Source organism: Roseovarius sp. MBR-78, assembly GCF_040547535.1.
Classification (GTDB): Bacteria; Pseudomonadota; Alphaproteobacteria; order Rhodobacterales; family Rhodobacteraceae; genus Roseovarius.
In genome coordinates this window covers 1-24,038 of record NZ_JBEPPX010000010.1, presented here as the reverse complement: position 1 = coordinate 24,038, position 24,038 = coordinate 1, and the positions used below count along the sequence as shown (strand labels likewise).

General features: G+C 60.8%; 22 protein-coding genes and 5 pseudogenes. 17 read left to right on the top strand and 10 right to left on the bottom strand.

The window, feature by feature from the left end; translation table 11 throughout:
• Positions 1 to 130 precede the first annotated feature (130 nt).
• The 4 genes from ABIE58_RS09925 (at position 131) to ABIE58_RS09910 (ending at position 6,265) form a co-directional block, all read left to right on the top strand.
• A complete protein-coding gene (locus tag ABIE58_RS09925) occupies positions 131 to 1,090 on the top strand; it encodes a TAXI family TRAP transporter solute-binding subunit (RefSeq protein WP_354544555.1) in 960 nt (319 codons plus the stop codon).
• Positions 1,091 to 1,215: 125 nt separating this feature from the next.
• Positions 1,216 to 3,090, top strand: coding sequence for a TRAP transporter permease (locus tag ABIE58_RS09920; RefSeq protein WP_354544554.1), 1,875 nt, complete (start codon positions 1,216 to 1,218; stop codon positions 3,088 to 3,090).
• A gap of 44 nt (positions 3,091 to 3,134) precedes the next feature.
• Entirely contained in the window at positions 3,135 to 4,832 is a 1,698-nt protein-coding gene (locus ABIE58_RS09915; RefSeq protein WP_354544553.1) for a thiamine pyrophosphate-binding protein, read from the top strand.
• On the top strand, positions 4,832 to 6,265 hold the full coding sequence (locus ABIE58_RS09910; protein WP_354544552.1) for an FAD-binding oxidoreductase: 1,434 nt from the start codon (positions 4,832 to 4,834) through the stop codon (positions 6,263 to 6,265). The genes ABIE58_RS09915 and ABIE58_RS09910 overlap by 1 nt, the downstream gene beginning before the upstream one ends.
• Here the strand turns inward: ABIE58_RS09910 and ABIE58_RS09905 are convergent.
• Positions 6,262 to 7,005, bottom strand: a complete 744-nt coding sequence (locus tag ABIE58_RS09905) for an SDR family oxidoreductase (RefSeq protein WP_354544551.1) — start codon at positions 7,003 to 7,005, stop codon at positions 6,262 to 6,264. The genes ABIE58_RS09910 and ABIE58_RS09905 overlap by 4 nt on opposite strands.
• Positions 7,006 to 7,095: 90 nt before the next feature.
• Between ABIE58_RS09905 and ABIE58_RS09900 the strand changes: the two genes are divergently transcribed.
• On the top strand, positions 7,096 to 7,725 hold the full coding sequence (locus tag ABIE58_RS09900; protein WP_354544550.1) for a glutathione S-transferase family protein: 630 nt from the start codon (positions 7,096 to 7,098) through the stop codon (positions 7,723 to 7,725).
• A 61-nt stretch (positions 7,726 to 7,786) separates the two neighbouring features.
• On the opposite strand, the pseudogene ABIE58_RS20340 reads toward ABIE58_RS09900, so the two are convergent.
• A pseudogene (locus tag ABIE58_RS20340) lies at positions 7,787 to 8,038 on the bottom strand (IS6 family transposase); the annotation flags it as partial.
• A 151-nt stretch (positions 8,039 to 8,189) separates the two neighbouring features.
• Complete coding sequence (locus ABIE58_RS09890; protein WP_502950083.1) at positions 8,190 to 9,092, bottom strand: 5-dehydro-4-deoxyglucarate dehydratase; 903 nt, start codon at positions 9,090 to 9,092, stop codon at positions 8,190 to 8,192.
• Between the two features lie 465 nt (positions 9,093 to 9,557).
• On the opposite strand from ABIE58_RS09890, the gene ABIE58_RS09885 reads away from it, so the two are divergent.
• The 3 genes from ABIE58_RS09885 to ABIE58_RS09875 all read left to right on the top strand — a co-directional run bounded on the left by ABIE58_RS09885 (position 9,558) and on the right by ABIE58_RS09875 (position 11,125).
• Positions 9,558 to 10,295, top strand: a complete 738-nt coding sequence (locus ABIE58_RS09885) for a GntR family transcriptional regulator (RefSeq protein ID WP_354544548.1) — start codon at positions 9,558 to 9,560, stop codon at positions 10,293 to 10,295.
• 79 nt (positions 10,296 to 10,374) lie between these two features.
• On the top strand, positions 10,375 to 10,707 hold the full coding sequence (locus ABIE58_RS09880) for a dihydrodipicolinate synthase family protein (protein WP_354544547.1): 333 nt from the start codon (positions 10,375 to 10,377) through the stop codon (positions 10,705 to 10,707).
• On the top strand, positions 10,607 to 11,125 hold the full coding sequence (locus tag ABIE58_RS09875) for a dihydrodipicolinate synthase family protein (RefSeq protein ID WP_354544546.1): 519 nt from the start codon (positions 10,607 to 10,609) through the stop codon (positions 11,123 to 11,125). The genes ABIE58_RS09880 and ABIE58_RS09875 overlap by 101 nt, the downstream gene beginning before the upstream one ends.
• Positions 11,126 to 11,154: 29 nt before the next feature.
• On the opposite strand, the gene ABIE58_RS09870 is transcribed toward ABIE58_RS09875, so the two are convergent.
• On the bottom strand, positions 11,155 to 11,544 hold the full coding sequence (locus tag ABIE58_RS09870; protein ID WP_354544545.1) for an NIPSNAP family protein: 390 nt from the start codon (positions 11,542 to 11,544) through the stop codon (positions 11,155 to 11,157).
• 186 nt (positions 11,545 to 11,730) lie between these two features.
• On the opposite strand from ABIE58_RS09870, the gene ABIE58_RS09865 reads away from it, so the two are divergent.
• The 4 genes and pseudogenes from ABIE58_RS09865 to ABIE58_RS09850 all read left to right on the top strand — a co-directional run.
• A complete protein-coding gene (locus tag ABIE58_RS09865) occupies positions 11,731 to 12,702 on the top strand; it encodes a Bug family tripartite tricarboxylate transporter substrate binding protein (protein ID WP_354544544.1) in 972 nt (323 codons plus the stop codon).
• Positions 12,703 to 12,781: 79 nt separating this feature from the next.
• On the top strand, positions 12,782 to 13,255 hold the full coding sequence (locus tag ABIE58_RS09860) for a tripartite tricarboxylate transporter TctB family protein (RefSeq protein ID WP_354544543.1): 474 nt from the start codon (positions 12,782 to 12,784) through the stop codon (positions 13,253 to 13,255).
• Positions 13,256 to 13,284: 29 nt separating this feature from the next.
• Positions 13,285 to 14,781, top strand: a complete 1,497-nt coding sequence (locus ABIE58_RS09855) for a tripartite tricarboxylate transporter permease (protein WP_354544542.1) — start codon at positions 13,285 to 13,287, stop codon at positions 14,779 to 14,781.
• A gap of 85 nt (positions 14,782 to 14,866) precedes the next feature.
• Positions 14,867 to 15,154, top strand: a pseudogene (locus ABIE58_RS09850) (transposase); the annotation flags it as partial.
• A gap of 53 nt (positions 15,155 to 15,207) precedes the next feature.
• Here ABIE58_RS09850 and ABIE58_RS09845 read toward each other — a convergent pair.
• Positions 15,208 to 15,909, bottom strand: a complete 702-nt coding sequence (locus ABIE58_RS09845) for an IS6 family transposase (RefSeq protein ID WP_354544541.1) — start codon at positions 15,907 to 15,909, stop codon at positions 15,208 to 15,210.
• 128 nt (positions 15,910 to 16,037) lie between these two features.
• On the opposite strand from ABIE58_RS09845, the gene ABIE58_RS09840 reads away from it, so the two are divergent.
• The 3 genes from ABIE58_RS09840 to ABIE58_RS09830 all read left to right on the top strand — a co-directional run bounded on the left by ABIE58_RS09840 (position 16,038) and on the right by ABIE58_RS09830 (position 18,011).
• A complete protein-coding gene (locus tag ABIE58_RS09840; RefSeq protein WP_354544540.1) occupies positions 16,038 to 16,631 on the top strand; it encodes a recombinase family protein in 594 nt (197 codons plus the stop codon).
• The gene (locus ABIE58_RS09835) at positions 16,628 to 17,107 is read left to right on the top strand and encodes a hypothetical protein (RefSeq protein WP_354544539.1); all 480 of its coding nucleotides are present in this window, start codon (positions 16,628 to 16,630) and stop codon (positions 17,105 to 17,107) included. The genes ABIE58_RS09840 and ABIE58_RS09835 overlap by 4 nt, the downstream gene beginning before the upstream one ends.
• A 148-nt stretch (positions 17,108 to 17,255) precedes the next feature.
• Positions 17,256 to 18,011 carry a 2-keto-4-pentenoate hydratase gene (locus tag ABIE58_RS09830; RefSeq protein WP_354544538.1) on the top strand — a complete coding sequence of 252 codons (756 nt, stop codon included), beginning with the start codon at positions 17,256 to 17,258 and terminating at the stop codon, positions 18,009 to 18,011.
• A 137-nt stretch (positions 18,012 to 18,148) separates the two neighbouring features.
• Here the strand turns inward: ABIE58_RS09830 and ABIE58_RS09825 are convergent, their stop codons facing one another.
• From ABIE58_RS09825 to ABIE58_RS09810, 4 genes and pseudogenes are all read right to left on the bottom strand, one after another.
• On the bottom strand, positions 18,149 to 19,513 hold the full coding sequence (locus ABIE58_RS09825) for a TRAP transporter large permease (RefSeq protein ID WP_354544537.1): 1,365 nt from the start codon (positions 19,511 to 19,513) through the stop codon (positions 18,149 to 18,151).
• The gene (locus ABIE58_RS09820; protein ID WP_354544536.1) at positions 19,510 to 20,112 is read right to left on the bottom strand and encodes a TRAP transporter small permease subunit; all 603 of its coding nucleotides are present in this window, start codon (positions 20,110 to 20,112) and stop codon (positions 19,510 to 19,512) included. The genes ABIE58_RS09825 and ABIE58_RS09820 overlap by 4 nt, the downstream gene beginning before the upstream one ends.
• A 55-nt stretch (positions 20,113 to 20,167) precedes the next feature.
• Positions 20,168 to 21,211, bottom strand: coding sequence for a TRAP transporter substrate-binding protein (locus ABIE58_RS09815; RefSeq protein WP_354544535.1), 1,044 nt, complete (start codon positions 21,209 to 21,211; stop codon positions 20,168 to 20,170).
• Positions 21,212 to 21,578: 367 nt separating this feature from the next.
• Positions 21,579 to 22,052 (bottom strand): annotated as a pseudogene (locus ABIE58_RS09810) (NAD-dependent epimerase/dehydratase family protein); the annotation flags it as partial.
• 174 nt (positions 22,053 to 22,226) lie between these two features.
• On the opposite strand from ABIE58_RS09810, the gene ABIE58_RS09805 reads away from it, so the two are divergent.
• The gene (locus ABIE58_RS09805) at positions 22,227 to 22,961 is read left to right on the top strand and encodes a FadR/GntR family transcriptional regulator (protein WP_354544534.1); all 735 of its coding nucleotides are present in this window, start codon (positions 22,227 to 22,229) and stop codon (positions 22,959 to 22,961) included.
• A 368-nt stretch (positions 22,962 to 23,329) separates the two neighbouring features.
• Positions 23,330 to 23,725 (top strand): annotated as a pseudogene (locus ABIE58_RS09800) (IS6 family transposase); the annotation flags it as partial.
• Positions 23,726 to 23,863: 138 nt separating this feature from the next.
• Here the strand turns inward: ABIE58_RS09800 and ABIE58_RS20335 are convergent.
• Positions 23,864 to 23,935: pseudogene (locus tag ABIE58_RS20335) on the bottom strand (hypothetical protein); the annotation flags it as partial.
• Positions 23,936 to 24,038: the final 103 nt, after the last annotated feature.

The following is a 24,038-nucleotide window of genomic DNA, read 5'->3' as shown; positions in this document are numbered from 1 at the left end:
GTTATTATATTTGACAAGTAATACAAATCATCGCAGTCTGCGATTTCATCGGCGCGGGAGTGCCGAAATGTGCGGGGCGCAGCGCTGGAGGAACCGGGCTGGCTCAAATCATAACTCGGGAGGAGTTTTCATGTCACTGCTGAATAAAGCAATCCGCCAGACCACGGCGGCAACCATCCTTTTCGCCGCCACCGGCATCGCCGCGCAGGCCCAGAGTTTCGTCATGGCCACCGGCCAGCAGGGCGGTTCGTGGTATCCGGTCGGCGGTGCGATCAAGGCGATCGTGGAGCGGGAAAATCCCGACATTACGATCACCGTGACACCGGGTGCCGGTGTGTCCAACGTCGTGGGCGTGGACGCAGGGCGATTTGGCATCGCATTCGCCAACTCCACGTCGACCGTGGACAGCCTGTCAGGCAAGCCGCCTTTCCGCAAGCCAACGACTAACGTGTGCAACCTTGGCAATCTGTACCCGCAGTACTTTCAGGTCGTTGCGCTGGCCGATTCCGGTATCAAGACGGTTGCAGACATGGAGGGCAAGCGTTTGACCACGCAGCAGCTTGGCAATACCGGCGAATTCCTGACGCGCGAACTGCTGGCGACCCAGAACTTGACGTTCGACGATCTTGCCAGCGTGTCGAACACGTCCTATTCGGACTCTGCGTCGCAGATGAAGGACGGTCAGGTCGATGTTTTCACGCTCGGCTCGTCCTTGCCGACCGGGTCGGTAATGGATCTGGCGTCTTCGCGTGACATCGTGCTCATCAACATCGACGAAGAGACGTTCAAGCACTTCAAGGATCAAAACGCCGCCTTTCAGCTTCGCGATGTTCCCGCCGGCTCATATCCGGGCTTCGACGAAGCTGTGCGCACCATCAGCTATGATACACATATGGTCGCCCCCTGTGACTATGACGGGGACATCATCAAGGCGGTGCTTTCGGCAGTCGCAGACAATCCGGAAAGCTTCGGTGCGGTCAGCAAATCCATGGCCAACCTGACGGTCGAGGAAATGGCGACCGACATCGGTGTTCCGTTCCACCCTGCGGCAAAGGAATTCTACGCGGAGCGTGGCGTTTCGGGCATGTGATCGACCGTACCTGACGGTTCAGCCGGACAGGGCTCTGAAGCTCTGTCCGGCAAATCCGTGCCTGTTGCCCACTGGCCCAGTTGATCTGACAAGCCTGCACCTGATTCTTTAAGCGGGAAGACGCCATGAAACTTTCCATCATCTCTGACAGGATGCCCCTGATTGTCCGTATTTCCCGTCTAATGCTGATGGCGATGGCCTTCTGGCATATGTACGTCGCTTTCGTCGGCCCACCGAACCCTTACATCATGCGCGGCCTTCATGTGGCCATGGCGTTGCTGTTGGTTTATCTGACGGTCGATGTTAAAGGCCTGCGCAGGGACGTGCCGAGTTGGTACGACGTCATCCTGGGTCTTGTCGCGGCAAGCGCGGCGCTTTATCCGTCTTTCAACCTCGACTATATCACTCAGCGGTTCCTATACGTCGATCCGCTGTTGCCGATGGACATTGTCGTGGGCCTCGTTCTCGTGACGCTGCTGCTGGAAGGTACGCGGCGCATGCTAGGGCCAATGCTGCCGATCACGGCGCTTTTGTTCCTAGGATACGGTCTCGCATTCACGTCTACTCTGCCGTCCGTTATTCTTGAGCAGCTGTTCATGACGCCTGAAGGCATCTTTGGCATTCCGATCGCCGTATCCGCTACCTACATGGTGCTGTTCATCCTGTTCGGCTCGCTTGTCGAAAAGATGGGCGTTGGTGAACTGTTCATGGACTTTGCCGTGGCGATCACCGGTCGCCAAGCAGGCGGCCCCGCCAAGGTCGCCTGTGTGACATCGGGTCTTTTCGGGTCTGTTTCGGGCTCTGCGGTCGCCAACGTAATGACGACCGGGACGTTTTCCATTCCGCTGATGAAGCGCATGGGCTTCAAGCCCGCCTTCGCCGGCGCGGTCGAGGCCGTCGCCTCCACCGGCGGTCAGATCATGCCGCCGGTCATGGGGGCCGCGGCTTTCGTCATGGCCGAGTATCTTGGCGTCGGTTATCTTACTGTCGCCAAATACGCGCTCGCGCCTGCCGCCCTTTTCTATGTCGCCCTTTTCGCCGCCGTTCACTTCGAGGCCAAGCGCAAGGGCATCGGGTCTGTCCCGCAGGAAGATCAGGTCCCGCTCAAGAAGGTGTTGCTGGAGCGCGGACATCTTTTTGCGCCGCTGGTGATCATCGTGACCGTGCTGGTGATGGGCTACTCCGCGCCATATGCCGCATTGTGTGGCATCCTGTCGGTGGTGCCCTGTGCCCTTCTTCGCAAGACCACGCGCCATTACGTGTCCGTCGATAACATCCTGCAGGCTCTAGAGAACGGCGCACGAAATGTGCTGTCCATCGCATCGGCCTGTGCCTGTGCTGGCATCGTGGTCGGTGTGATCGACATTACGGGCCTGGGCCTGACATTCTCAAACTTCGTGATCGAATCGGCACAAGACACGCTGGTGATCGCTCTGCTGCTGTCGATGGTCGCAGGCATCATCCTTGGCATGGGCATGCCGACGACACCCGCCTATATCGTGCAGGTCGCCCTGCTTGTCCCTGCCCTCGTGAAGCTGGGCGTCCAGACTGAAGCGGCCCACCTCTTTGTTTTCTACTTTGCTATCCTGTCAGCGATCACACCGCCCGTGGCGATGGCGGTCTATGCGGCCAACACGCTGTCGCAGGCCAAGATCGTGGAGGCAAGCTGGGCCGCCGTGAAGCTGGGCGCCACCGGTTTCATTGTTCCGTTCATGTTCGTCTACGAACCGGCGATCCTGATGCAGGGCAACACGGTCCACATCGCGCTCGTGATTGCACAGGCGACCATTGGTGTGATCATCCTTGCCGCATCGTTGCAGCGCTACTTCTTTGGCGCTTTACCTGGCTGGCTTTCGTTCGTGCTGTTCATCGGGTCGCTCTTGCTGATCTATCCCGACCCGCGACTGACAGCGGCAGGGCTGGCCATCGCAGGAGGCACCATCGTCTTTCAGAAGGGACGCTACCGGAACGCGACCGGCGCGGCAGCCGCCAACAAATGATCCTTCTCGACAAATGACCCCCCCTATAACGGAGCAAGACCAAAATGGAGCATCACCTAACCCCAAAGCCACGCAGCGGAGGGCAGGTTCTTGTCGATCAGCTTTTGATTCACGGGGCCGATACCGCCTATTGCGTGCCAGGCGAGAGCTATTTGGAGGTGCTGGACGCGCTGCATGACGTCAAGGACCGCTTTACGCTGATCAACGCGCGACACGAAGCGGGGGCGGCCAACATGGCAGAGACCTACGGCAAGCTCAATGGCAAACCGGGGATCTGCATGGTCACGCGCGGTCCCGGGGCCTGCCACGCGGCCATCGGTGTGCATATCGCGCAGCAGGACAGCACGCCAATGATCCTGCTGGTAGGCCAAATCGCGCGCAATACGACCGATCGCGAGGCTTTTCAGGAAGTGGATTACCGCGCCATGTTCGGTCCGATCGCGAAATGGGCCACGCAGATAGACGATGCGGCCCGCGTCCCCGAATACATGGCCCGCGCGTTCCGGGTGGCCACGTCCGGCAGGCCCGGCCCCGTCGTCATATCCCTGCCCGAGGATATGTTGACGGATATCGTGGAAGTGGCCGATGCCCGGCCCTATGAAGCGTCCCGTGCCGAACTCTCTTCCGCGTCGCTCGACGCGCTGAAGACGGAACTGGCAGGGGCCGAAAAGCCAATGCTGTTGCTGGGCGGTTCAGGATGGTCTGACGCCAGCGCGGCAGCAATCACCCGCTTTGCCGAAGCGAACCGCATCCCCGTCACCTGCTCTTTCCGGCGACAGGACATTGTGGACAATCTGTCGCCCGTCTACGCTGGCGATTTCGGTACCTCAACCGCGCCCACGCTCTATGCCCACCAGCGCGAGGCGGATCTGCTGGTCGTGATCGGTGCCCGGCTCGGAGAGATGACGACAAAAACCTATTCAACCATCAAATCCCCAAATCCACAGGTGCGGCTGGTGCACCTGTATCCTGATCCTAACGAGATCGGACGCGTCTACTCACCGGATCTGGGTATCACGGCGGCCCCGGAATTTGTCGCGGCGGCACTCGACGGTATCGATCTGGGCCGGGCGGATGTCTGGGGGGATTGGTGCGACCGGCTGCACGCAGATTACCTGACGGACACACAAGCCCCCAACGGGGATGCGTGGGATCTGGACATGGGCGTTGCCCTTACCCAGATCCGCGACCAGTTGCCCGATGACACGGTGGTGACACTTGACGCCGGGAACCACACCGGTTGGGCACAACGATATCTGCGTTTCGGGCGGCCGGGACGGATCATCGGGTCCACATGCGGGGCGATGGGGTGCTCCGTACCTGCGGCCGTAGCCGCATCCATCGCGCAGCCCGACCGGCTGGTTCTGTCTTTCGTCGGTGACGGTGGTTTCATGATGAGCGGACTGGAGCTTGCCACTGCGGCGCAGTACGGCGGAAAACCTATCGTGCTGTTGTTTAACAACGGCATCTACGGCACGATCCGCATGCATCAGGAACGTGACCACCCCGGACGGGCATCCGGCACCACGCTGAAGAACCAAGATTTCGTCAAGCTGGCCGAAGGTCTGGGTGCGCATGCCGAACGGGTCACGAAAACCGCCGATTTTGCGGCGGCCTTTGATCGCGCCCGCGCCAGCAACAAGCCGGCCCTGATTGAGCTTGTGACAAGCCCCGAACAGATATCGACCCGCACAACGATCACGAAGCTGCGTGAGGCGGCGAAACAAAAAGCGATGGCATGATGTCCGGCGCGCCGCTACGCACCCCCGACAGGCAACAGTCCGACCTGATCGGCGAACTGGTTGCCGTTGTCGGTAGCGATCATGTGATGACCAATCCCGACGATATGGCTGGGCGACTGAAAGAGGATCGTGGGCTTTTCAACGGAACGGCAATGGCCATCGTCCGGCCCGGCAGCACCGCAGAGGTCGCGGCCTGCCTGCGTCTGTGTTTTGCGGCGGGCGTGGCCGTTGTCCCGCAGGGCGGCAACACCGGGCTTGTCGGTGGCGGCGTTCCTGACGGTGGCGTGATCGTAACGACCCAACGGCTCAACCGTATCCGGGCGGTGGATACCACGAACGCCACCATGACGGTCGAGGCCGGATGCATCCTTGCCAATATCCAAGCCGCAGCGGACGAGGTGGATGCGCTTTTTCCCCTCTCGCTTGCCTCTGAAGGGTCGTGTCAGATCGGCGGTAACCTGTCGACGAACGCGGGCGGCACCGCCGTGCTGCGCTACGGCAACATGCGCGATCTCGTGTTGGGGCTGGAAGTTGTACTGCCGGATGGCCGCGTGCTGAACGATCTGGGCAGTCTGCGCAAAAATAATACCGGGTACGACCTGCGCAATCTGTTCATTGGTGCGGAGGGAACGCTTGGCATCATCACGGCGGCAGTCATCAAGTTGTTTCCAAAGCCGACTGCCCGCGCGACGGCGCTGGTGGCCTGCGACGGACCAGACGCCGCGCTCGCACTTTATGCCCGGATGCGGGGCAGCGACGCGGATACGCTGTCGACCTTTGAATACATTGAACGGCTGGGATTGCAGATGGTGGTGGACCACGCCCCCGGATGCACCGATCCCATGAATGAGGCCCATCCGGCCTATTGCCTGATCGAATTGACCAGCGGCACCGCGCAGGCCGCGCTGGATACCCGGTTGCAGGCTGCGCTGGAGGCGGCATTTGAAGCCGAAGAGATCGCGGATGCAGTAATCGGCACCTCAGAAGCCCAGAAAGACGCGCTTTGGGCGCTACGCGAGAACCTGTCGGAGGCGCAAAAACCGGAAGGGGCCTCTATCAAGCATGACGTGTCCGTGCCGGTGTCTCGTGTCGCCGATTTTATCCAGGTGGCCAAGGCTGCGTGCGTGGAGCACATGCCCGACCTGCGCCCATGCCCCTTTGGACATTTCGGTGACGGCAATATTCATTTCAACCTGTCGCGGCCCGTCGACATGGCCGATGCGGTGTTTCTGGCCGAATACGCCACATTTAACCGCATCGTGCACGACATCGTGCATGACATGAGCGGTTCGATTTCCGCCGAACATGGTATCGGACAAGTCAAGCGAGCGGAGTTGCGACGCTACAAGGATCCGGTTGCGCTGGAGTTGATGGAGCAAATCAAGCGCACGATCGACCCGGCCGGTCTGATGAACCCCGGCAAGGTGCTCTAGCCGCGGCCAGCAAAGGGCATCTTCGTCGCCATCACAGTAACGAACATCGCATTCGACCCCGGACCGAGCGCTGCCATGTACGAAATGGTCCGCGCCACATCTTCCACGTCCATGCGTGGTTCAGGCGCGCGTGTACCGTCGGCTTGAAGCACGCCGTCTACCATCCGTTCGGTCATCTCGCTTGCCGCGTTGCCTATGTCGATCTGGCCCACGGCGATGTCGTGCTTGCGACCATCAAGCGACAGTGCGCGCGTCAGCCCCGTGATCGCATGTTTCGTTGCGGTGTAGGGCGCAGACAGCGGCCGCGGCACATGCGCGGAGATAGACCCATTGTTGATAATTCGCCCGCCTCGCGGCGACTGCCGCTTCATCAGCGCGAAGGCCGCACGCGCGCACAGGAACGATCCGGTGAGGTTGGTGCCTACGATATCGGTCCAGTCCGCGACGGACAGGGTGTCGATTTCGACCGCCGGGCCATTGCGCCCCGCGTTGTTGAACAAAAGATCGAGCCGACCGAACGTCCGCTCGATGCGCTGGAAAAGCGCTGCCACATCCCCCTCCCGGGCGACGTCCGCCGGGACGGCAATATGTCCGTCCCCATCAAGATCGGCGCAGGTGTCATCGAGAGGCGCCTGCCGCCGCCCGGTTAGAACAAGGGTGAAACCGTCGCGCGCCAACGCCGCAGCGCAGGCTTTTCCGACACCGCTTCCGGCGCCCGTGACAAGAGCTATTTTTTGCATGGTGTTGCGACCCCTTTCAAAGCGATGCTTTGCGTTAATTGAACATTAATATAAAAGATCAGTAAGGCCACCGGAAAAGGACCGAAGCTGATGATTGACCTCTACACATGGACAACCCCCAACGGCCGCAAAGTCTCCATCCTGTTGGAGGAACTGGGCGCAGACTATACCGTGATTCCCGTCAACATCACCAAAGATGAACAGATGACGCCGGATTTCCTACGGATCAGCCCGAACAACAAGATTCCGGCGATTGTCGATCATGACACCGGGACGACCTTGATGGAATCAGGTGCGATTATGATCTATCTGGCCGAAAAGCATGGACGATTCATGCCAAACGATCCAAAGGAACGCGCGGACGCGATGCAATGGCTGATGTGGCAGATGGGCGGGTTCGGTCCGATGCTGGGGCAGGCACATCATTTCGGCCATTTCAACCCGGGCAAGGCACCCTATGCGCAGGACCGGTTCGCCGCAGAGGTGAAACGCCTTTATGGCGTGCTCAACACTCGCCTCGAAGGGCGTGAACACATCTGTGCGGACTACTCCATCGTCGACATGGCGTGTTGGCCATGGGTGTCGCGCTATGAATGGCATGGGGTCGACCTGGCGGACTTTCCCGCCGTGCGCGCGTGGTACCAACGGCTGCTGGCGCGCGATGCGGTACAAAAAGGGTATCATGTGCCCAAAGCGACGGGTGACATCCCGCCCGGATGACCCCCGGTTTTGACGTGGGCGTGTTTTCCTTTGAAGCGGTCAAACACGGCACGATAGCGGCGCGTGACGGCGGTGTGATACCCCGGCATTGCCAAGTTGTTTGCGGCTTCTGCGGCTGGTACCGGCGGATACAGGCCGCAAAATGCGCGCCAGATCGGTTGACCCAAAGGCGGATGGCTTCGCGGCTGACGATGACACCACGCTCCGCCAGGAGATCCTCAACATCCGCCGTGCTGAGCGCAAAGCGATGACAGGCCCAGACCGCATAGGCAATGATCCCGCGGGGAAAACGAAAGCCTTTCAGGCGCGGCATTGATGACGGTATCTGCGTGGCACAACCGGTACCAGCCGCAGAAGCCGCAAACAACTTGGCAATGCCAAATCAAAACCGGCGCATAATTCCGCAACCCGGGCGCGCATTCCCGCGCTGGCGGGTTCCAGAACGGCGGCGGGCCCGATGGACATCAGCCGCGACCTTTTATCAGCGCGCGCATCATTTCGACCTCTTCGCCGGTCAAATCGGTAAGCGGTGCACGCACATGCCCGGTGTCAAACCCGCGCAGGGCGACACCGGCCTTGATGGCCGAAACGGCATAACCCGGCTTGCGGTCGCGGATCGCGGCAAAGGGATAATAAAAGTCCCTCAGAAGCCGTTCGCATGTCGCATCATCGCCGGCAAGGAAGGCGCCGTGAAATTCCAGCGCGGTTTCGGGCACGAAGTTGAACACCGCCGAGGAATAGGTCGGCATGCCCGCGCCCCGATAGGCCTGCGCGAACAGTTCGTGCGTCGGCATGCCGCCGATGTAGCACAGCCTTTCGCCAAGGCGCACGGTCACCCGGCGCACGGTGTCGATGTCGCCGGTGCCGTCCTTGAACCCGATAAGGTTCGGGCATTCGCCGGCCAGTTGTTCAAGCGTTTCGGCCGAAATCTGCGCCTGGCCCCGGTTATAGACGATGACCCCCATGTTGGTGGATTTGCAGACCGCGCGAATGCGGTTGGCAACGCCGTCCTGCGGGCCTTCGGTCAGGTAATGGGGCAGCAAAAGGATGCCGTCGCCACCGGCCGCCTCTGTCTCGCGTGCCAGATCGCAGGCCATGCGCACGCCATAACCGCACCCCGCGATCACCGGCGCGTCACCGGCCACCTCGCGTGTGGCGCGCACGACATCCAGAATCTCCTGCGGGGCAAGCGAAAACATCTCGCCAGTGCCGCCCGCGACGATCAACCCCGCCACCTTGTGGGGCCTGAGCCAGTCAAGATGCGCCTGGAACGGTTTTTTGGCAAAGCGGTCGTCGGAATCGAAAGGGGTCACGGGGAAGGACAGAAGCCCGTGACGGATGGTCTCGCGCAGCGCGTCGGGTGCGATCATGGTGTGTGTCTCCTCATTCTTGATATCTTGTCCGCGGGTGGGGCGGAACATGCCTTGCCGGTGCAGTCAGTCAGCGCACCTGATCGTGTGGTCGCGGGGCCACCGGACAGGATTTCAGTGCCGGTCGGCGGGCCTCGACGCGTCCGGCAGGTTCTGATTGCTGACCGGCGCTGGGAACGGCGGATCGCAGTTGTGGCGACCGGCGTGGCCCCGAAGTCGTCAAGGCCGGGCAGGGCCTGTCGCGGGAAACATACCCGCATTTGGTGCCGTCCATTGGACTGGCCTCCTCTTGTTGCGCGCCCCGATCCGGGCAAGCCATGCCGTCCTTGCCGCTAGGTTCGGTTGAAACTGAACCCAACGCGCGGGACTTGTCATGCGCTAATATTTTAGTTTATCAGTATGGTCAACAGTCTGCAAATGCGTTTAATTGTACTTCGGCGGGAAAAGGATACGGATCGCGGCATGAAAAAAGCAAATCTGACGCACGCTTTCGACATGATGCAACACGCTTTCGACATGATGCAACATGAGACGCCGATGGGGCGTCCGATGGCGTCGTGGCGGATCTATGACGACCTGCGACAGCGCATCCTGTCGCTGGAGCTTCCGCCGGGCACCGCCCTGACCCGCGCCGACCTTGCGCGCAAGTATGACGTCAGCCAGACACCGCTGCGGGACGCGATGCAGCGGCTTGACCAGGATGGACTTATCCGCATCTATCCGCAGTCCAAAACGCTGGTGACACGCATCAACCTTGCGCAGATCCGCCAGGCCCTGTTTCTGCGACAGGCGCTTGAGAGCGAGGTGGTGATGAAACTGACGAAAGAGCGGACGGCAAGCACCGTCGCACGCCTGCGCGAAATCATAGCCCTCCAGCGCGAGGTTGCCACCGACAAGACCCAGCTGCGCCGCTTTCAGGAACTCGACGAATATTTCCACTTCGTCATGTTCGAAGGTGCCGGTCATCCGAACCTGCATGCGCTGCTGCGCTCACAAACCGGCGACATGGACCGAGTGCGGCGTTTGCAAGTCCACGCGGAAGGGCGGCTGCGGCTGATCCTGCAAGGCCACGAACGCATCGTCGCCGCGATCGAAAACGGCGATGTTGACCAAGCGGTCCGTGAAATCCGGGCCCACACCCACAAACCCGACGACTGGGCCGACGAGTACCGCGCCCTTTACAAGGACTATTTTACCTGACATCCGGCCCGTTCGGGCAACGCACGCCAGCATCACCAGGCAAACGTGCGGGCCAGCCCGGTCCGCGAAGAAAAAGATCATGTCCAATGCACTTGCCGAAACCCGCGGCCTTCATGTTGTCGTGCAGATGCCGTTTCTTGATGGCGGCACGCTTGATCTTGACAGCATCGACACGCTGTCGGCCCTCTATTATCGCTATGGTGCGCAGGGGTTGACCGTGCTTGGTGTATCGGGCGAGGCGATGAAACTGACCGTGGACGAAACCATCGCGGTGGCCGCCCGTTACGTTGGCCAAGCTGAGCACGCAGGTCATGGTCGAAAGGGTCGCCGTGATGATCTGCCCGCACTCGGGGGTGCGCACCGACGAGGATCTGCTGCGCTATTTCGAGGCGGTCTATGCCCGGATCGGTGACGTGCCGACAGTGCTTCAGGATTTTCCCGCGCGCCCCAATATCACCCGGATGCGCGCCGAACTTTCGCGCCCGGCGCAGATTCTGACCGGCAACAACTGCCAGTTTATTGTGCAGGAAATGGAACGCGGAGCCGATGGGCCGATGGCGGGCTTTTCCTATCCCGAAATGCTGTCGGGCCTTTATGACCTGATGACCGCGGGACAGCGGTGCGCGGCGCATGATCTTTTCAACCGCTATCTGCCCCTGCTCAAGCACAAGGCGCAGGGCCAAAGGAGCATCGCCCTGCGCAAGGAAATGATGCGTCGCCGTGGCGCGCTGTCCTCGAACGCGCTGCGCGGACCTGAGCCGAAACTGACCCAGACGGACCTTGCCAAACTTGATGTCCTTATAGGGCGCATGGACCTGCCGCAGGGATAGTGCGAAAGGCTCGGCCCGTCGCCCGCCGCTCAGCCCTTTGGTGTGAAAAAGGGCACTGGCGTCAAAAGTTGATTGACCTGTGAAACCAGGTAAGCGGCCTCTGCGCTTTTCTTCAGATAGGCCTGCCAATCCGGGTCGGCGGCCAGCGCCGCGCGCTTTGCCGCCCGGTCGGCGGCATCGGCATAGCACCAGATGTGCACATAAGAATTCACGTCCCCGGTTTCGACCGCGCCGTAAACCACGGGTTCGCCCAGGTGCCGACATTGCACGGCGAACCCGTGTTCGCCGTAAAGCGCAAGGTGTTTCTTGATGGTCCCGGGGCGGCAGTGATAGGTCCGGTGGTCATAAAGCATGTTGTTTCCTTCAGTTTCAAAAACTTGGCACGATCTCGCCGGTGCAGTAGCCGGGAGGCTTGCCATCTTCCCGTAATTCAATATAGTAATGTATTAGTGGAGGGGCGCGCAAGCACATCACGTATATTCACCCGTCGAAATCAAACCACCGAACGAAAAACCCAAGGCACCGTGGCGCGGGTTGGCCGCCAGAACACGGGATAAAGACGGAACGGCCAATGCTGTTCCGAAAGGATCAGGAGGAGACACACCATGAAACGCAACTTCATCGGCACCATTGCCGCAATCACCACGGCGCTTGTACCGCTTGCCGCAATGGCCGAATATCCCGAGCGCGACGTGCGCATGGTGGTGCCATGGGGTGCCGGTGGCGGCACCGACGGCATCGTGCGCAAGGTAACAAACCTGGCCGAAGACGCGCTTGGTGGCACCATTTATGTCGAAAACATCGAAGGCGGCAATTCGGCCACCGGCGTCGGCCAGGTGATGGGCGCGCGTGCCGACGGCTACACCATGGGGGCGTTGACCTATGACAGCATCGTGACCGTGCCGTGGCAGGGGATGCTGCCCAGCTATCAGATGGACAAGCTTGACCTCATCGCCCGTATCACCAGCGAGGCCGATGCGATCATCGTCGACGCCGATTCGGATTACCAGTCGCTTGGCGATCTGATCGCGGCGGCCAAGGCCGACCCGGGCAATGTGCGCGTCGGTGTCCAGAACCTTGGCGGTCGCGTGCACCTGACCCTGCTGCAATTGCAGCAAATCACCGGCGCCGAGTTCCGCATCGTGTCGTACCCCGGCGGCGCCGCACCCCAGAAAGAGGCGATTCTTTCCGACGAGGTGGACGTGGTCCTGACCTCGCTGGGAGATTTCGCCAACCTGATCGAGGACGGCAGCGTGCGCGGCATCGTCGAATTCTCGGACGCCAAGAACCCGACCTATGACGTGCCCACCGCCGAAGAGGCCGGCATCGACCTGCTGAACGGTTCGTTCATCGTGCTGGTTGTCCCGGCGGGCACCCCCGCGGACGTAGTGACGTCGCTTGAGGCGGCCTATCACGAGGCCTATAAATCGGATGAGTTTCAGGATTGGCTCGGCAACATTGGCGTGACCCCGAACTGGCTGGCGGGTGATGAACTTGACGTCTGGGCCGAAGAGACCGCGCAGGGCCTGTTCACCCAGATGGACGCGCTGGTCGAGGCGGGTGTGCTGAACAAGTAATCGGTCCCGCCCCATTCCAGCGGACAATGACTGGCGGTACTGGAGCACGCTTCGGTACCGCCGCGATATGGAGACCATGATGGCCGACCGCGCGCCTCTTCTCAGGACAGGTGTCCTGCTGCCCCTTTTCTTTTTGATCGTCACTACCGTTTACCTTGCTGCCGCCTTCGACATCCGGTCGCAGTTCGCGGCGCCCGGCGAGATGAGCCCGCGCTCGGTGCCGATCCTGATGGCCTGCCTGATGTATGTCGCCCTTGCGGGGGTGTTCATCGGAGAGTTCCGCAAGCCAACCGCCGACGGCCCCGTTCGCGAACTGCTGCGCCCGCTGCTAGTGATCGTCGCGACATCCGGCTATATCCTGCTGTTCCGCCCCTTGGGGTATGGGCTGGCAACCCTCGCCTTCACCTCGGCGCTGTTCGGCATCTTCCATTTTCATCTGCGCAAACCGCACCTGTTCGCGATCTACGCCGTCGGCGTGACGGCCGTTTTCTATGGGCTGTTTGCGGGGGTCTTCGGTGTGCGTCTGCCCACCCTTATCGAAGGGTTTTTCTGATGGATATCTTCATGGACATTCTCGGGGGCATGTCCGCCCTCGCCGACCCCTATGTCATCGCCTTCATGATTGGCGGCTTCCTGGTCGGAACCTTTTTCGGGGCCATGCCGGGCCTGACTTCGGTGCTGGCCATCGCGCTGCTGTTGCCGATCACTTACACCATCGACGTGGTGCCGGCGCTGGTGATGTCTGCCTCGATTTTCATGGCCGGGATGTATTCCGGCTCGATCACGGCGACCACCATCAACATCCCCGGTGCACCGTCGTCGATGATGACGGCCATCGAGGGCAACGCCCTGATGAAAAAGGGCTTTGGCGCTAATGCGCTGGGTCACGCCGCACTTGGCTCGATGATCGGCGGCACCATCGGCGCGGTGCTTCTCATGGCGTTCATGCCCATCGCGGCCGAGCTTTCGCTGCTGATCCGCACCCCCGGCAAGTTTTCGCTGGTGCTGTTCGCGCTGGTGGTCATCATCATTGTCGACAAGGGCAACATCGCCAAGGGTTTTGTCGCGACCCTGTTGGGCATAATGATCGCCACCGTCGGCATCGACGTGCTGCAACCCATTCCGCGCTTCAACTTCGGCACCGAAACGCTGATCGAAGGCATCGACATCATGCCCCTGGTCATCGGCGCCTTCGCCATATCCGAAGTGCTTATTCAATCTGAAAACTGGAAGAACAGTCTCAGCTCAACCTTGGAAAAGGCCAAGGATCTGAGAATCCGGCGACGCGACTTCCTGCCGCCCCGCGCGGAAATTCGCGAAATCGGCCTGCTGACCTACTTGCGCTCGGCCTTTATCGGCTATGGGATTGGCATCCTGCCCGGTGCGGGCGGGTCGATGGCGGCCTTCGTGTCCTATGCGATGGCGCGCTCGTCCTCGAAGACCCCCGGTGAATATGGCACCGGTTCGCGCGAAGGCATCGCCTCGGCCGAGACGGCCAACAATTCGATGTGCGGCGGTGCCTTTGTTCCGATGCTGATGTTCGGCATTCCGGGCGATCCGACCACGGCCATCGTGCTTGGGGTTCTGGTGATCAACGGCCTTCAGCCGGGACCACGCCTTCTTGAAAACCAGGCAGAACTTCTGGGGCCGATGCTGGGCTCCCTGTTCTTTTCGGCCCTGATTCTCATTCCGCTCACGCTGTGGCTGTTCGGGCCGTGGTTCATCAAGATCGTGTCGATCCCCAAGGGCCTGCTTTACACCGGCATCGCCGTGGTCGCCCTGGTGGGCAGCTATGTCGCGACCTACTCGATCTTTCAGATGTCTCTTTCAGTGCTGTTCGGTGTCTTGGCCTATTTCATGCGCAAGCAGAATTATTCCACTGTGGCCATGCTTCTGGGTTTCATTCTGGGCCCCGACATCGAGGAATACCTGAGACGCGCGCTGTCGTTGAGCGATGGAAATCCGATGGTTTTCCTGACCAATCCAGACAGCGTTTTATTTCTCGCACTGACTGCGCTGTTCATCTGGGGAATCCTGATCCGCAAACCCAAAAGGGTCATGCCCGTCCCCGAAGAATGAAGCCTTAGAGGCTGATCGGAAATGAGTTAAGTGAATTCAGCAGGTTGTGACTCTGTTCGGTTGTGAAAACAGAACGGAGATCACGATGGCCTGGACCGAACTCACCCGCGCACAGCATAAGCGCAAGACGAAGCGCTATCCAAGCGATTTGACCGATGCGGAATGGACGATCATGGAGCCATTGTTGCCCGGTCGCAACCGCCTTGGGCGGCCGCGAAAGGTGAAGTTGCGCCGGGTCTGGAACGCGATCCCGTATCTTGCCGCCTCGGGGTGCGCATGGTCGCTTCTGCCTAAGGGCTTTCCGCCGGTCTCGACCGTGCGCTACTATTTCTACCGCTGGCGCGATGATGGCCTGCTGGTCGAGATCAACCGGGGGTGTTGTCACGTTAACTCGCGCAGTCAGAAAGTTGTGTTGCCGATGGTACATCAAGCGGCACTCGCTGCGAATTTCCACGCTTCGAATGCTTCGAGCCGATGGTAACGGATGGTGAGGGCGGAACGACGGCGGGCTGGGACGGAGAAACGATTGCGGGTTGCGGACTGTATGGAGACGAAACGCTGCAATCCACCCGGCGATCGGAAGCCCTGCATGGCTCGCTCTCGTTTTCGGAAAGGTAGATGGCTGTTTTCTGCTCGGTTATTGAGCCCCTTGTGGGACCAATGATCAATGCCAGGCGCGACCTCGCGTTTTGCGGCACCGTAGGATCGTAATTTGTCCGTAATGATCCTTTTCGGCACGAAGCCCCAACGTTTCATCAGCTTGATCAAAAGCCGCTTTGCCGCGCGCTTGTCTCGCCTGGATTGCAGGATTTCTTCAAGAACGGCGCCGTGTTGATCGACAGCCCGCCATAGCCAGTATGACCGGCCCGCGATCTTCACGACGACTTCGTCCAGATGCCCGACATCGCCGGGGCGCGGCTGCCGTCGCCGCAGAACGTGCGCGATCAGGGGGCCAAACTTGACGGTCCAGCGCCGGATCGTCTCATATGAGCCGTCCACGCCGCGTTCCAGCATCAGCTCCTCGACCTCGCGCAGGCTCAAATTGAACCGGACATAGAGCCAGACAACATGAGCAATGATCTGAGGCGGAAACCGGTGGCGCTTGTAGGTGATTTTCAATGGCTGCATCGACACCGCCTACGCCCGGATCAATGAACCAGCAACCTCAGGTCCATTAACGTGACAACACCGATTTGCGTGTTCACTTTGGGTCTGTTTCAAGATAATGAATAAATCATGTCATAGGCACACCCAAAATGAACAGATCGAGCCCCAAAATCGGCTATGCCAGAACATCGACCGTCGATCAGAACCTCGACGCTCAAATCGAGGCTCTGACAGCTGCCGGGTGTGGGATGGTACGGCAAGAACAGCGCAGTGGGGCCACGCTTCAGGGCCGCCCCGAGCTGAAGACGATCCTCGACTTCATCCATCCAGGTGAAACCCTGGTGGTCACGCGGATCGACCGGTTGGCGCGCTCGATGCAGGATCTTCAGACTATCGTTGCGCGGTTGAAGGAAAAGGGTGCGCATCTTGCGGCCACCGAGCAACCTGTCGATACGTCGACCGCTGCGGGCAAGGCGTTCTTCGACATGCTTGGCGTCTTTGCCGAGTTTGAAACCAACCTGCGCCGGGAGCGTCAGGCCGAGGGCATTGCCTCAGCAAAGCAGCGTGGCGCGTATCGTGGGCGCCTCCCGAAAATCGATATGGCCACCATTCAGGCGAAGCTGTCAGAGGGAATGTCGCCTGCGAAAATCGCACGTGACATGGGAATATCGCGGGGCACTGTTTATAAAGCAAAGGCGTTGATGCCCTCAAGTAGCGAAGCGATAGGGCACATGAATTCATGAAAAAGAGCAAGACAAAGCAGCGGTCGCCAGTGACAAAGCCACCAGCCACATCAAACACGAAAGTACCACCACCGCGCAATCTGGCGCCCCCGCTCTGCGAAAAGCTGCGCCGGGACATGACCCAAGCGTGCCTCAAGGTGGCGGAGACGCATGGTTTGACGGTCGAAGGTGGGGAGCTGAGCGACATCGACCTGCGTCATGGTTTCGACATCAGCTTCCGCGTCGGTATCCCGATGGAGGACGGCGCAATCTATTCGCCAGACAAAGCCCTCTTTGAAGTTCTTGCTTCAGATTTTGGCCTTGAGCCATCTGACTATGGGCGGACCTTCAAATTGCGCGGAGACCTCCACCGGATCGTGGCAATCAATCCCAATAGACCAAAGTACCCGATTAGCACCGAGCGCGTCTCCGACGGGCGTGGGTACAAGATGCCCGCTGAAACCATCGTAATGTATCTGCAGAATTCCTTCGACTAAAGGTTCTCACATTGTTTTCGAAGAAGCCCAAATATGCAGCTTCGGGCCAGCTAGGCCAATTCCGCATGCGGCTTGAAATCGAAAAGCACCATGGTGTGTGGTTTCCCTTTGACGAATGACCCCGCCAATGACCCAGATGGAGAATCCGATGACTCATGAGACCGCCGCACGCGCCCTGCACGCCGCCCTTGCCGGTGGCGCGCCGTTGCAAACGCTGCCCTCCGGTTCGGTGCCCGGCACGCTTGAGGCCGCCTATGGCATACAGGACCGGCTGATCGCGCTGGACGGGCGCGCCATACTGGGCTGGAAACTGGCGCTGTCCACTGCGGGGGCGCAGGCGGCCAACGGCCTTGACGCGCCCACGGTCGGCCCGCTGCTGTCGGGCATGATCGCGCCGACCGGCACGGCCTTTGCCGCGAACACCTTTCGCCAACCCGAGATCGAGCCTGAATTCGCCCTTGTGCTTGCCGCCGATCCGGGGGCCGACCCGGATGCCGATGCGGTGCGCGCCGCCACCGGGGCGGTGCGGCTGGCGATGGAAATCGCCGATACCCGCTATGTGACAAAAACCGTGTACGGGCAGCCGGGCATCATCGCGGATCTGAACTGTGGTGCCGGGCTGGTGCTTGGGGGCGAAGTGCCGCCCGATGCGGTGCGCGAAGCCAGGATCCAAGTGAGTCTGGGCGACGGCACACGGGTTGCCGGGTTTGCGCCGGAAAACCGCCCCGACCCGTTCGCGGCAACGGCGTTTCTGTGCCGGTTCCTGGCCGGGCGCGGGTGCCGCCTGGGGGCGGGCGATGTCATCACCACCGGGACCTGCGCCCCGCCCACCCGCACCCCGCCCGGCGCGGTGCGTTGTGATTTCGGCATGTACGGCGCGGTGGATGTCACCATTGCGGGCTGAGAGCGCGGTTGCGCGTTCCTATCGCCGCGCTGCCGGACACCGCCATTCGCCTGGTCCGACCCTGCGGGTCAAACTGTCTTACCGGCATTTCCATTTGGGGACAGCCCCTTTCGATGGTGGGTGGGCACTTTGCCGCGTCAGTTCAGCATTCGGTCGGGCAACGAAAGCGCGATCTCGGGAAACGCCATCACCAGCCCGAGCCCGACAAGTTGCAACAGCACGAAGGGCAAAACCCCGCGAAAGATCGTCGCCATCGCGATCTGCCGACCGGCAATCGCCTTGAGATAGAACAGCGACATGCCGAAGGGCGGCGTCAGGAACGAGGTTTGCAGGTTGATGGCAATCAGGATCGCGAACCAGAAGATCACGTCCCCGCGCGCCACATGCGGCGCAAAGTCCAGACCGATGATGATCGGGGTAAAGACCGGCAGGATGATCAGCGTGATCTCGACCCAGTCGAGAAAGAAGCCGAGCACGAACATCACCCCCATGATCAGCCCCAGCGTGCCCCAGGGGCCTACGCCGAGTGCGGCAATGATGCCCTCGATCAACTCGTCACCGCCGAGGATACGAAAGATCAGCGAAAACGCCGTCGCGCCGATGAAGATGAAGAAGATCATACCGACCATCCGCGCCGTGCGCTGGCAGACATCGTCGATCACCGACCATGACGCACGCCCCTTCAGCGCCGCCAGCAGCAGGGCGGCAAGGGCTCCGACACCCGCCGCCTCGGTCGGGGTGGCGATGCCGCCGAAGATCGAGCCGAGCACCGCCAGGATCAGGATCACCGGCGGCACGAGCCCGCGCAGGATCAACAGCCCCAGCGGCGTATCGTCATCGGCGATGAGCGGGACGCGCCGTGGCGCCATATGGGGCCGGAGCAGCGCGGTGGCAAAGATGTAGAGCGCGTAGAGCCCGGCCAGCAGCAGCCCCGGCAGCGCCGCCCCGAGAAACAGCCGCCCGACCGAGACCGACATCATGTCGGCCATCACCACCAGCATGATCGACGGCGGGATCAAAATCCCGAGGGTCGCCGAAGAGGCGATGGTCCCGGCGGCCAGCCCGCCATTGACCTCGGCGCGCAAAAGGCTGGGCAGCGCGAGGGTTGTCATCATCACCACCGACGCCCCCACGATACCGGTGGTCGCGGCAAAGATCGTCCCCAACCCGGTGACCGACAGCAGCAATCCCCCCGGCATCCGGTGCAGGACCCGGTCGAGCGCGGACAGCAGATCCTCTGCCAATCCGCTGCGTTCCAGCATCGTCCCCATGAAGATGAAACTCGGCACCGAGACGAGAACCAGGTTCTCGGCGATCCCGCCCCAGATCCGCGGCACCAGATTGAAGAACATGATCGCGGGCATTTCCCCGAGCAGAATGGCCAGCCCGCCGAACAGCACCCCGACCCCGCCCAGCACGAAGGCCACCGGCAGGCCGGTGAACATGCCCGCCGCCAGCGCCGCGAACATGGCAAGTGGCAGAACATCGACAAGCGCGCTCATGCGTCCTGCCCCGGCGTGCCGATGAGTGTCGAAAGTCGGCTGCCCTCCAGATCCGCATCACCGCGCAGAAAGACCACGATCCGCAGCGCGATACTCAACCCCGCGAGGAATGTCATGCCAAAGCCGATCAGCAACGCGCTCTTGATGATCCAGCGATTCGGTATGCCGCTGGCAGCGGTCGATCCCTCGCCGTTGATCCAGGACTGATGCACGAACCCCCAGGCGAAAAAGATCATCATCGCCATATAGGGCAGCAGCGCGACAAGGATACCGGCCAGCTCGATCCAGGCGCGCCGCCGCGCCGTCATCCGCTCGCGCAGGATATCGAGACGGACATGCGCATTCTCAAGATAGGTATAGCCGAGCGCGGTCAGGAAGATCACGCTATGCAGATGCCAGGAGAACTCGCGCAGCTTCACCGCCGAGAGGTAATCGGCCAGAACAGAGCCGAACAGCGCGCCGTGCACGCCCGGAACCTTGCGCACGATCACATCGAGCATGACCGTCGCGATCAGCAGCAGCACAAGGCGCGCGCCATTGCGGCCGACAAGGCGCACCACCCGGTCCAGCGCAAAGGCGAGGTGAAGCAGTCCAGTCATGATCTGTCCTTGTCAAAACGGCGGCGGGCCGTTTGTGCGGCCCGCCGGAACGGGCTCAGTTCCTTGGAAGATACGCCCGGTCGGCCCAGAGCTTGTAGCGGGTACGGAACTCGGAAAAACTGTCCCACATGCGCGCCCAGTCCGGATTGGCAGCCTTTTCCTCCTCGACCACCTCAAGCCAGGTCGCGTGGAACGTATCAAGCCACTCCTGCGGATAGGTGTGCAGCGTCACGCCATCGGCGACATGCTGCTCCAGCGCCGCGAATTGCGTCGCTTCGCCCTCGGCCATGGTTTCCAGAATGGCCGCCTTGCACGAGACATGGATCGCCTCCTTCGCGCCGTCCGAAAGGCCGTTCCAGCTGTCCAGATTCACCAGAAGCTCGTTGATCGCCTGTTGCTGATGCCAGCCGGGAAAGTAATTGTGCTTGACCACTTCCGGCAGGCCGGCGCTGCGGTCATTGGCGGGAAACGAGAGCTCCGCCGCGTCGATTGTGCCAAGCTCGATGGCCTGATAGATCTCGCCGCCGCCCATAAGTTGCGTCGAAACGCCAAGCTTGGTGAAGACCTTGGAGCCAAGCCCGGCAAACCGCATCGACAGACCCGCCAGGTCACCAACCCCGCTCAGCGGCTGCTTGAACCAGCCGCCAGTTTCGGCAACGACATTGCCGCAGGGATACCAGTAGATATTGTCGCGCGCATAGAATTCCTGCGCCAGTTCCAGACCGCCGCCATTGAAGATCCAGGCATAGTATTCCGGGGCCTGCGGTCCGAACGGGATCGCCGAGACGAAATCATAGGCAGAATTCTTTGACACCTCGAATCCGGCGGCACCAAAGGCCGCATCTACAGATCCCTGGCTCACCGCGTCGTAATACTGGATCGCCGGGACAAGATCGCCCGGATCGAACACCTTGATTTTCACTTCACCGCCGGTGAACGTCTCGACGCGCTCGGCCAGAAGATGCGGCACCGGGCCGATCACGGCGGAATTCCGGCCTGCAAAGGTGTGCAGGTTTAGATTTTGCGCCATGCCCGGCATGGCCGCGACGACGAAAACCGTCGCGCCCCCCAGGATGGCCAGTTTCTTGAGAATCGTCATTTTGCTTCCTCCTCCTCCATTGTGTCGTGTCAGGTCCGCGCGGCCTCTCGCCCAGAACGCGGGCCGGGTCGCCGCGATATTCCGCGCCGACAAAGCCGCCACCCTGAAGCGCGCGAGACAGCGGATCGGCTTCGCGGGTGGCCGCGTGATCGAATGTCGCGGCATGGCTCTCGGCATTGTCCAGCGGGCGGTATCCCAGCTCATGCGCGCGGCTGTTGTCCCACCAGCCCCGGTTATTGCCGGAGACACCCCAGACGATCTCGTGATGCAGCGTCGGCGTCTCGAGCCCGATGGCAAACAGCTGCGCCAGATCGCGCCGCGATGCCCAGGTCGAGAGAAACCGCTCGTTGGTCGGTTTCTCGAAGCAACTGCCGATTCGTACCGACAGGATGCCGACGCCATACTGATCGGATACATACTGCCCCAGAAGCTCGCCAAAGGCCTTGCTCAGCCCACAGCGCGTGTCCGCTCGCGGCCGCTCTTCCGGCGTCAACCGCACGTCGCGACGGTAGAATCCGACTACGTGATTGGAGCTGGCAAAGACGATCCGCCGGACCCCCGCCTCGGCGGCAGCGACGAAAAAATCATAGGTGGCATCTATGTTTACGCGCAGGATCGGTGCCCAGTCGTCCTCGACCGACAGCCCGCCAAGGTGGGTGATCCCGTCAATCCCGTCGAAAAGGCGCGCATGTGTGGACCGCTCCGTCAGATCGGCACGTACCACCTCCTCGCCTTCGACGGTCGGGTCCATCGCCGCAATATCGCTGCATCTCAGTAGCTTATATCGTCCGCGCAATTCCTCGCGCATGGCCAGGCCCACCTGTCCGGCGGCACCAGTCATGAGCACCCTCGACACTGACATGACCCTGCATCCCGCTTGAATTCATCAGGCCATCACTTGTATGATGACTGATGATATGCTTACATTCTGAAAAATGCGATTGCAACTGGAATTCCAAACCACGCTGGAATACCTCAGGTTTGAGCGCGCCGTTAAAGTGCAGAAAGGACCGATGTGACGCCGTCAAGAACCCAGACCTCCGCACCGCAGCTTGGAAAGATCCGCTCGCGATCCAAGCTCAGCGAGTTGATCTCGGGGCAGTTGCGGGGTCTCATCCTTCGCGGAGAATTAGCACCGGGCACGCAGCTTCCGACCGAAAGCGAGATGATCGAGCAGTTCGGGGTCAGCCGGACGGTAGTCCGCGAGGCGGTGTCGGCGCTCAAGACCGACGGCCTCGTCACCGTGCATCAGGGACGGGGTGCCTTTGTCGCGACCGATCGCACCTTGCAGCCCTTTCGCATCGTCAATCCAGGGCTGAACGAACGCGATCACATCGTGCAGATTCTGGAGTTGCGGCTGTGCCATGAGGTCGAGACCGCCGCATTGGCCGCAGAACGGCACACGGCGGATCAGATGAATGAGATCGACGGCGCGCTTGCCGCCATGGCCGAAGCCGTCAGGCATGACGAGCCGGCCTATGAGCAGGATTTTGCGTTTCACGTCGCCATCGCCCAAGCGACCGGCAACCTCTATATCGCCAACTTTCTGAGCTATCTCGGCCCGTTCATCATTCCGCGCCCTGCCCTGCGCGCACAAATGAGCCGTGACCGCCGTGACTATGTGGAAACACTACAGATGGAACATGCCGAAATCCGCGATGCGATTGCGGAGCGCAACGCCGAGGCCGCATCGCGGGCGATGCGAACCCATCTGACCCGGGGTCTCGAGCTCAACCGGCAGTCCGGCTGAACCCGAAAATGGCGGTCCGAGGACAAAGCCCACCGTTGACCTTGTCTTTTCCTGCCCGTTCGGCCTTGCCGAAGGCATCGTCAAGACATGATGTGATTGCGGCGGTCGCGCTCCGGCGGCGAACGAGGTCCGGTATATTGGCCTCATGGATAAAAGCCGTGAGGAGAACGACCTATGGAACATTATGCTGGTTTGCACGTATCGCTGAAAGAGATTTCCATCGGGAGTGGGCAAAACTTGGGGGTGTCCGTGTATGCTGGTAGTTCATTGAGAGGGGAACTGCCATGGAAGTGCGGATTTTTATTGAGACAACCTTTGAGGGCATTGCCAAGTTGTTTGCGGCTTGTGAGGCTGGTACCGGTTGTGCCATGCAGATACCGTCATCAATGCCGCGCCTGAAGGGCTTTCGTTTCCCACGCGAGATCGTCGCTTATGCGGTCTGGGCCTATAATCGCTTTGCGCTGAGCACGGCGGACGTTGAGGATCTCCTGGCGGAGCGCGGCGTCTTCGTCAGCCGCGAAGCCATCCGACTTTGGGTCAACCGATTTGGCGCGCATTTTGCGGCCTGTCTCCGCCGGGACCGACCGCAGCCGAACGACAAGTGGCACATGGACGAGGTCGTGATCCAGATGGGCGGCGTGAAGCACTGGCTGTGGCGGGCCGTCGATGGCAATGGTGACACGCTCGACATCCTGGTTCAGACACGCCGCAATGCCAAAGCCGCCAAGCGCTTCCTGACACGGCTGATCGCTCAATTCGGGGAGTGTCATGAACTTTGTGTATCTGGGCAGGCCCATGCGGGTTTCAGATACGGTCACGCGTTGAAGCGTTCGTCGAACATGATAGGCCTAGCTGGCCCGAAGCTGCATATTTGGGATTCTTCGAGAACAATGTGAGAACTTTTAGTCGAAGGAATTCTGCAGATACATTACGATGGTTTCAGCGGGCATCTTGTACCCACGCCCGTCGGAGACGCGCTCGGGGTGTTGTCACGTTAATGGACCTGAGGTTGCTGGTTCATTGATCCGGGCGTAGGCGGTGTCGATGCAGCCATTGAAAATCACCTACAAGCGCCAC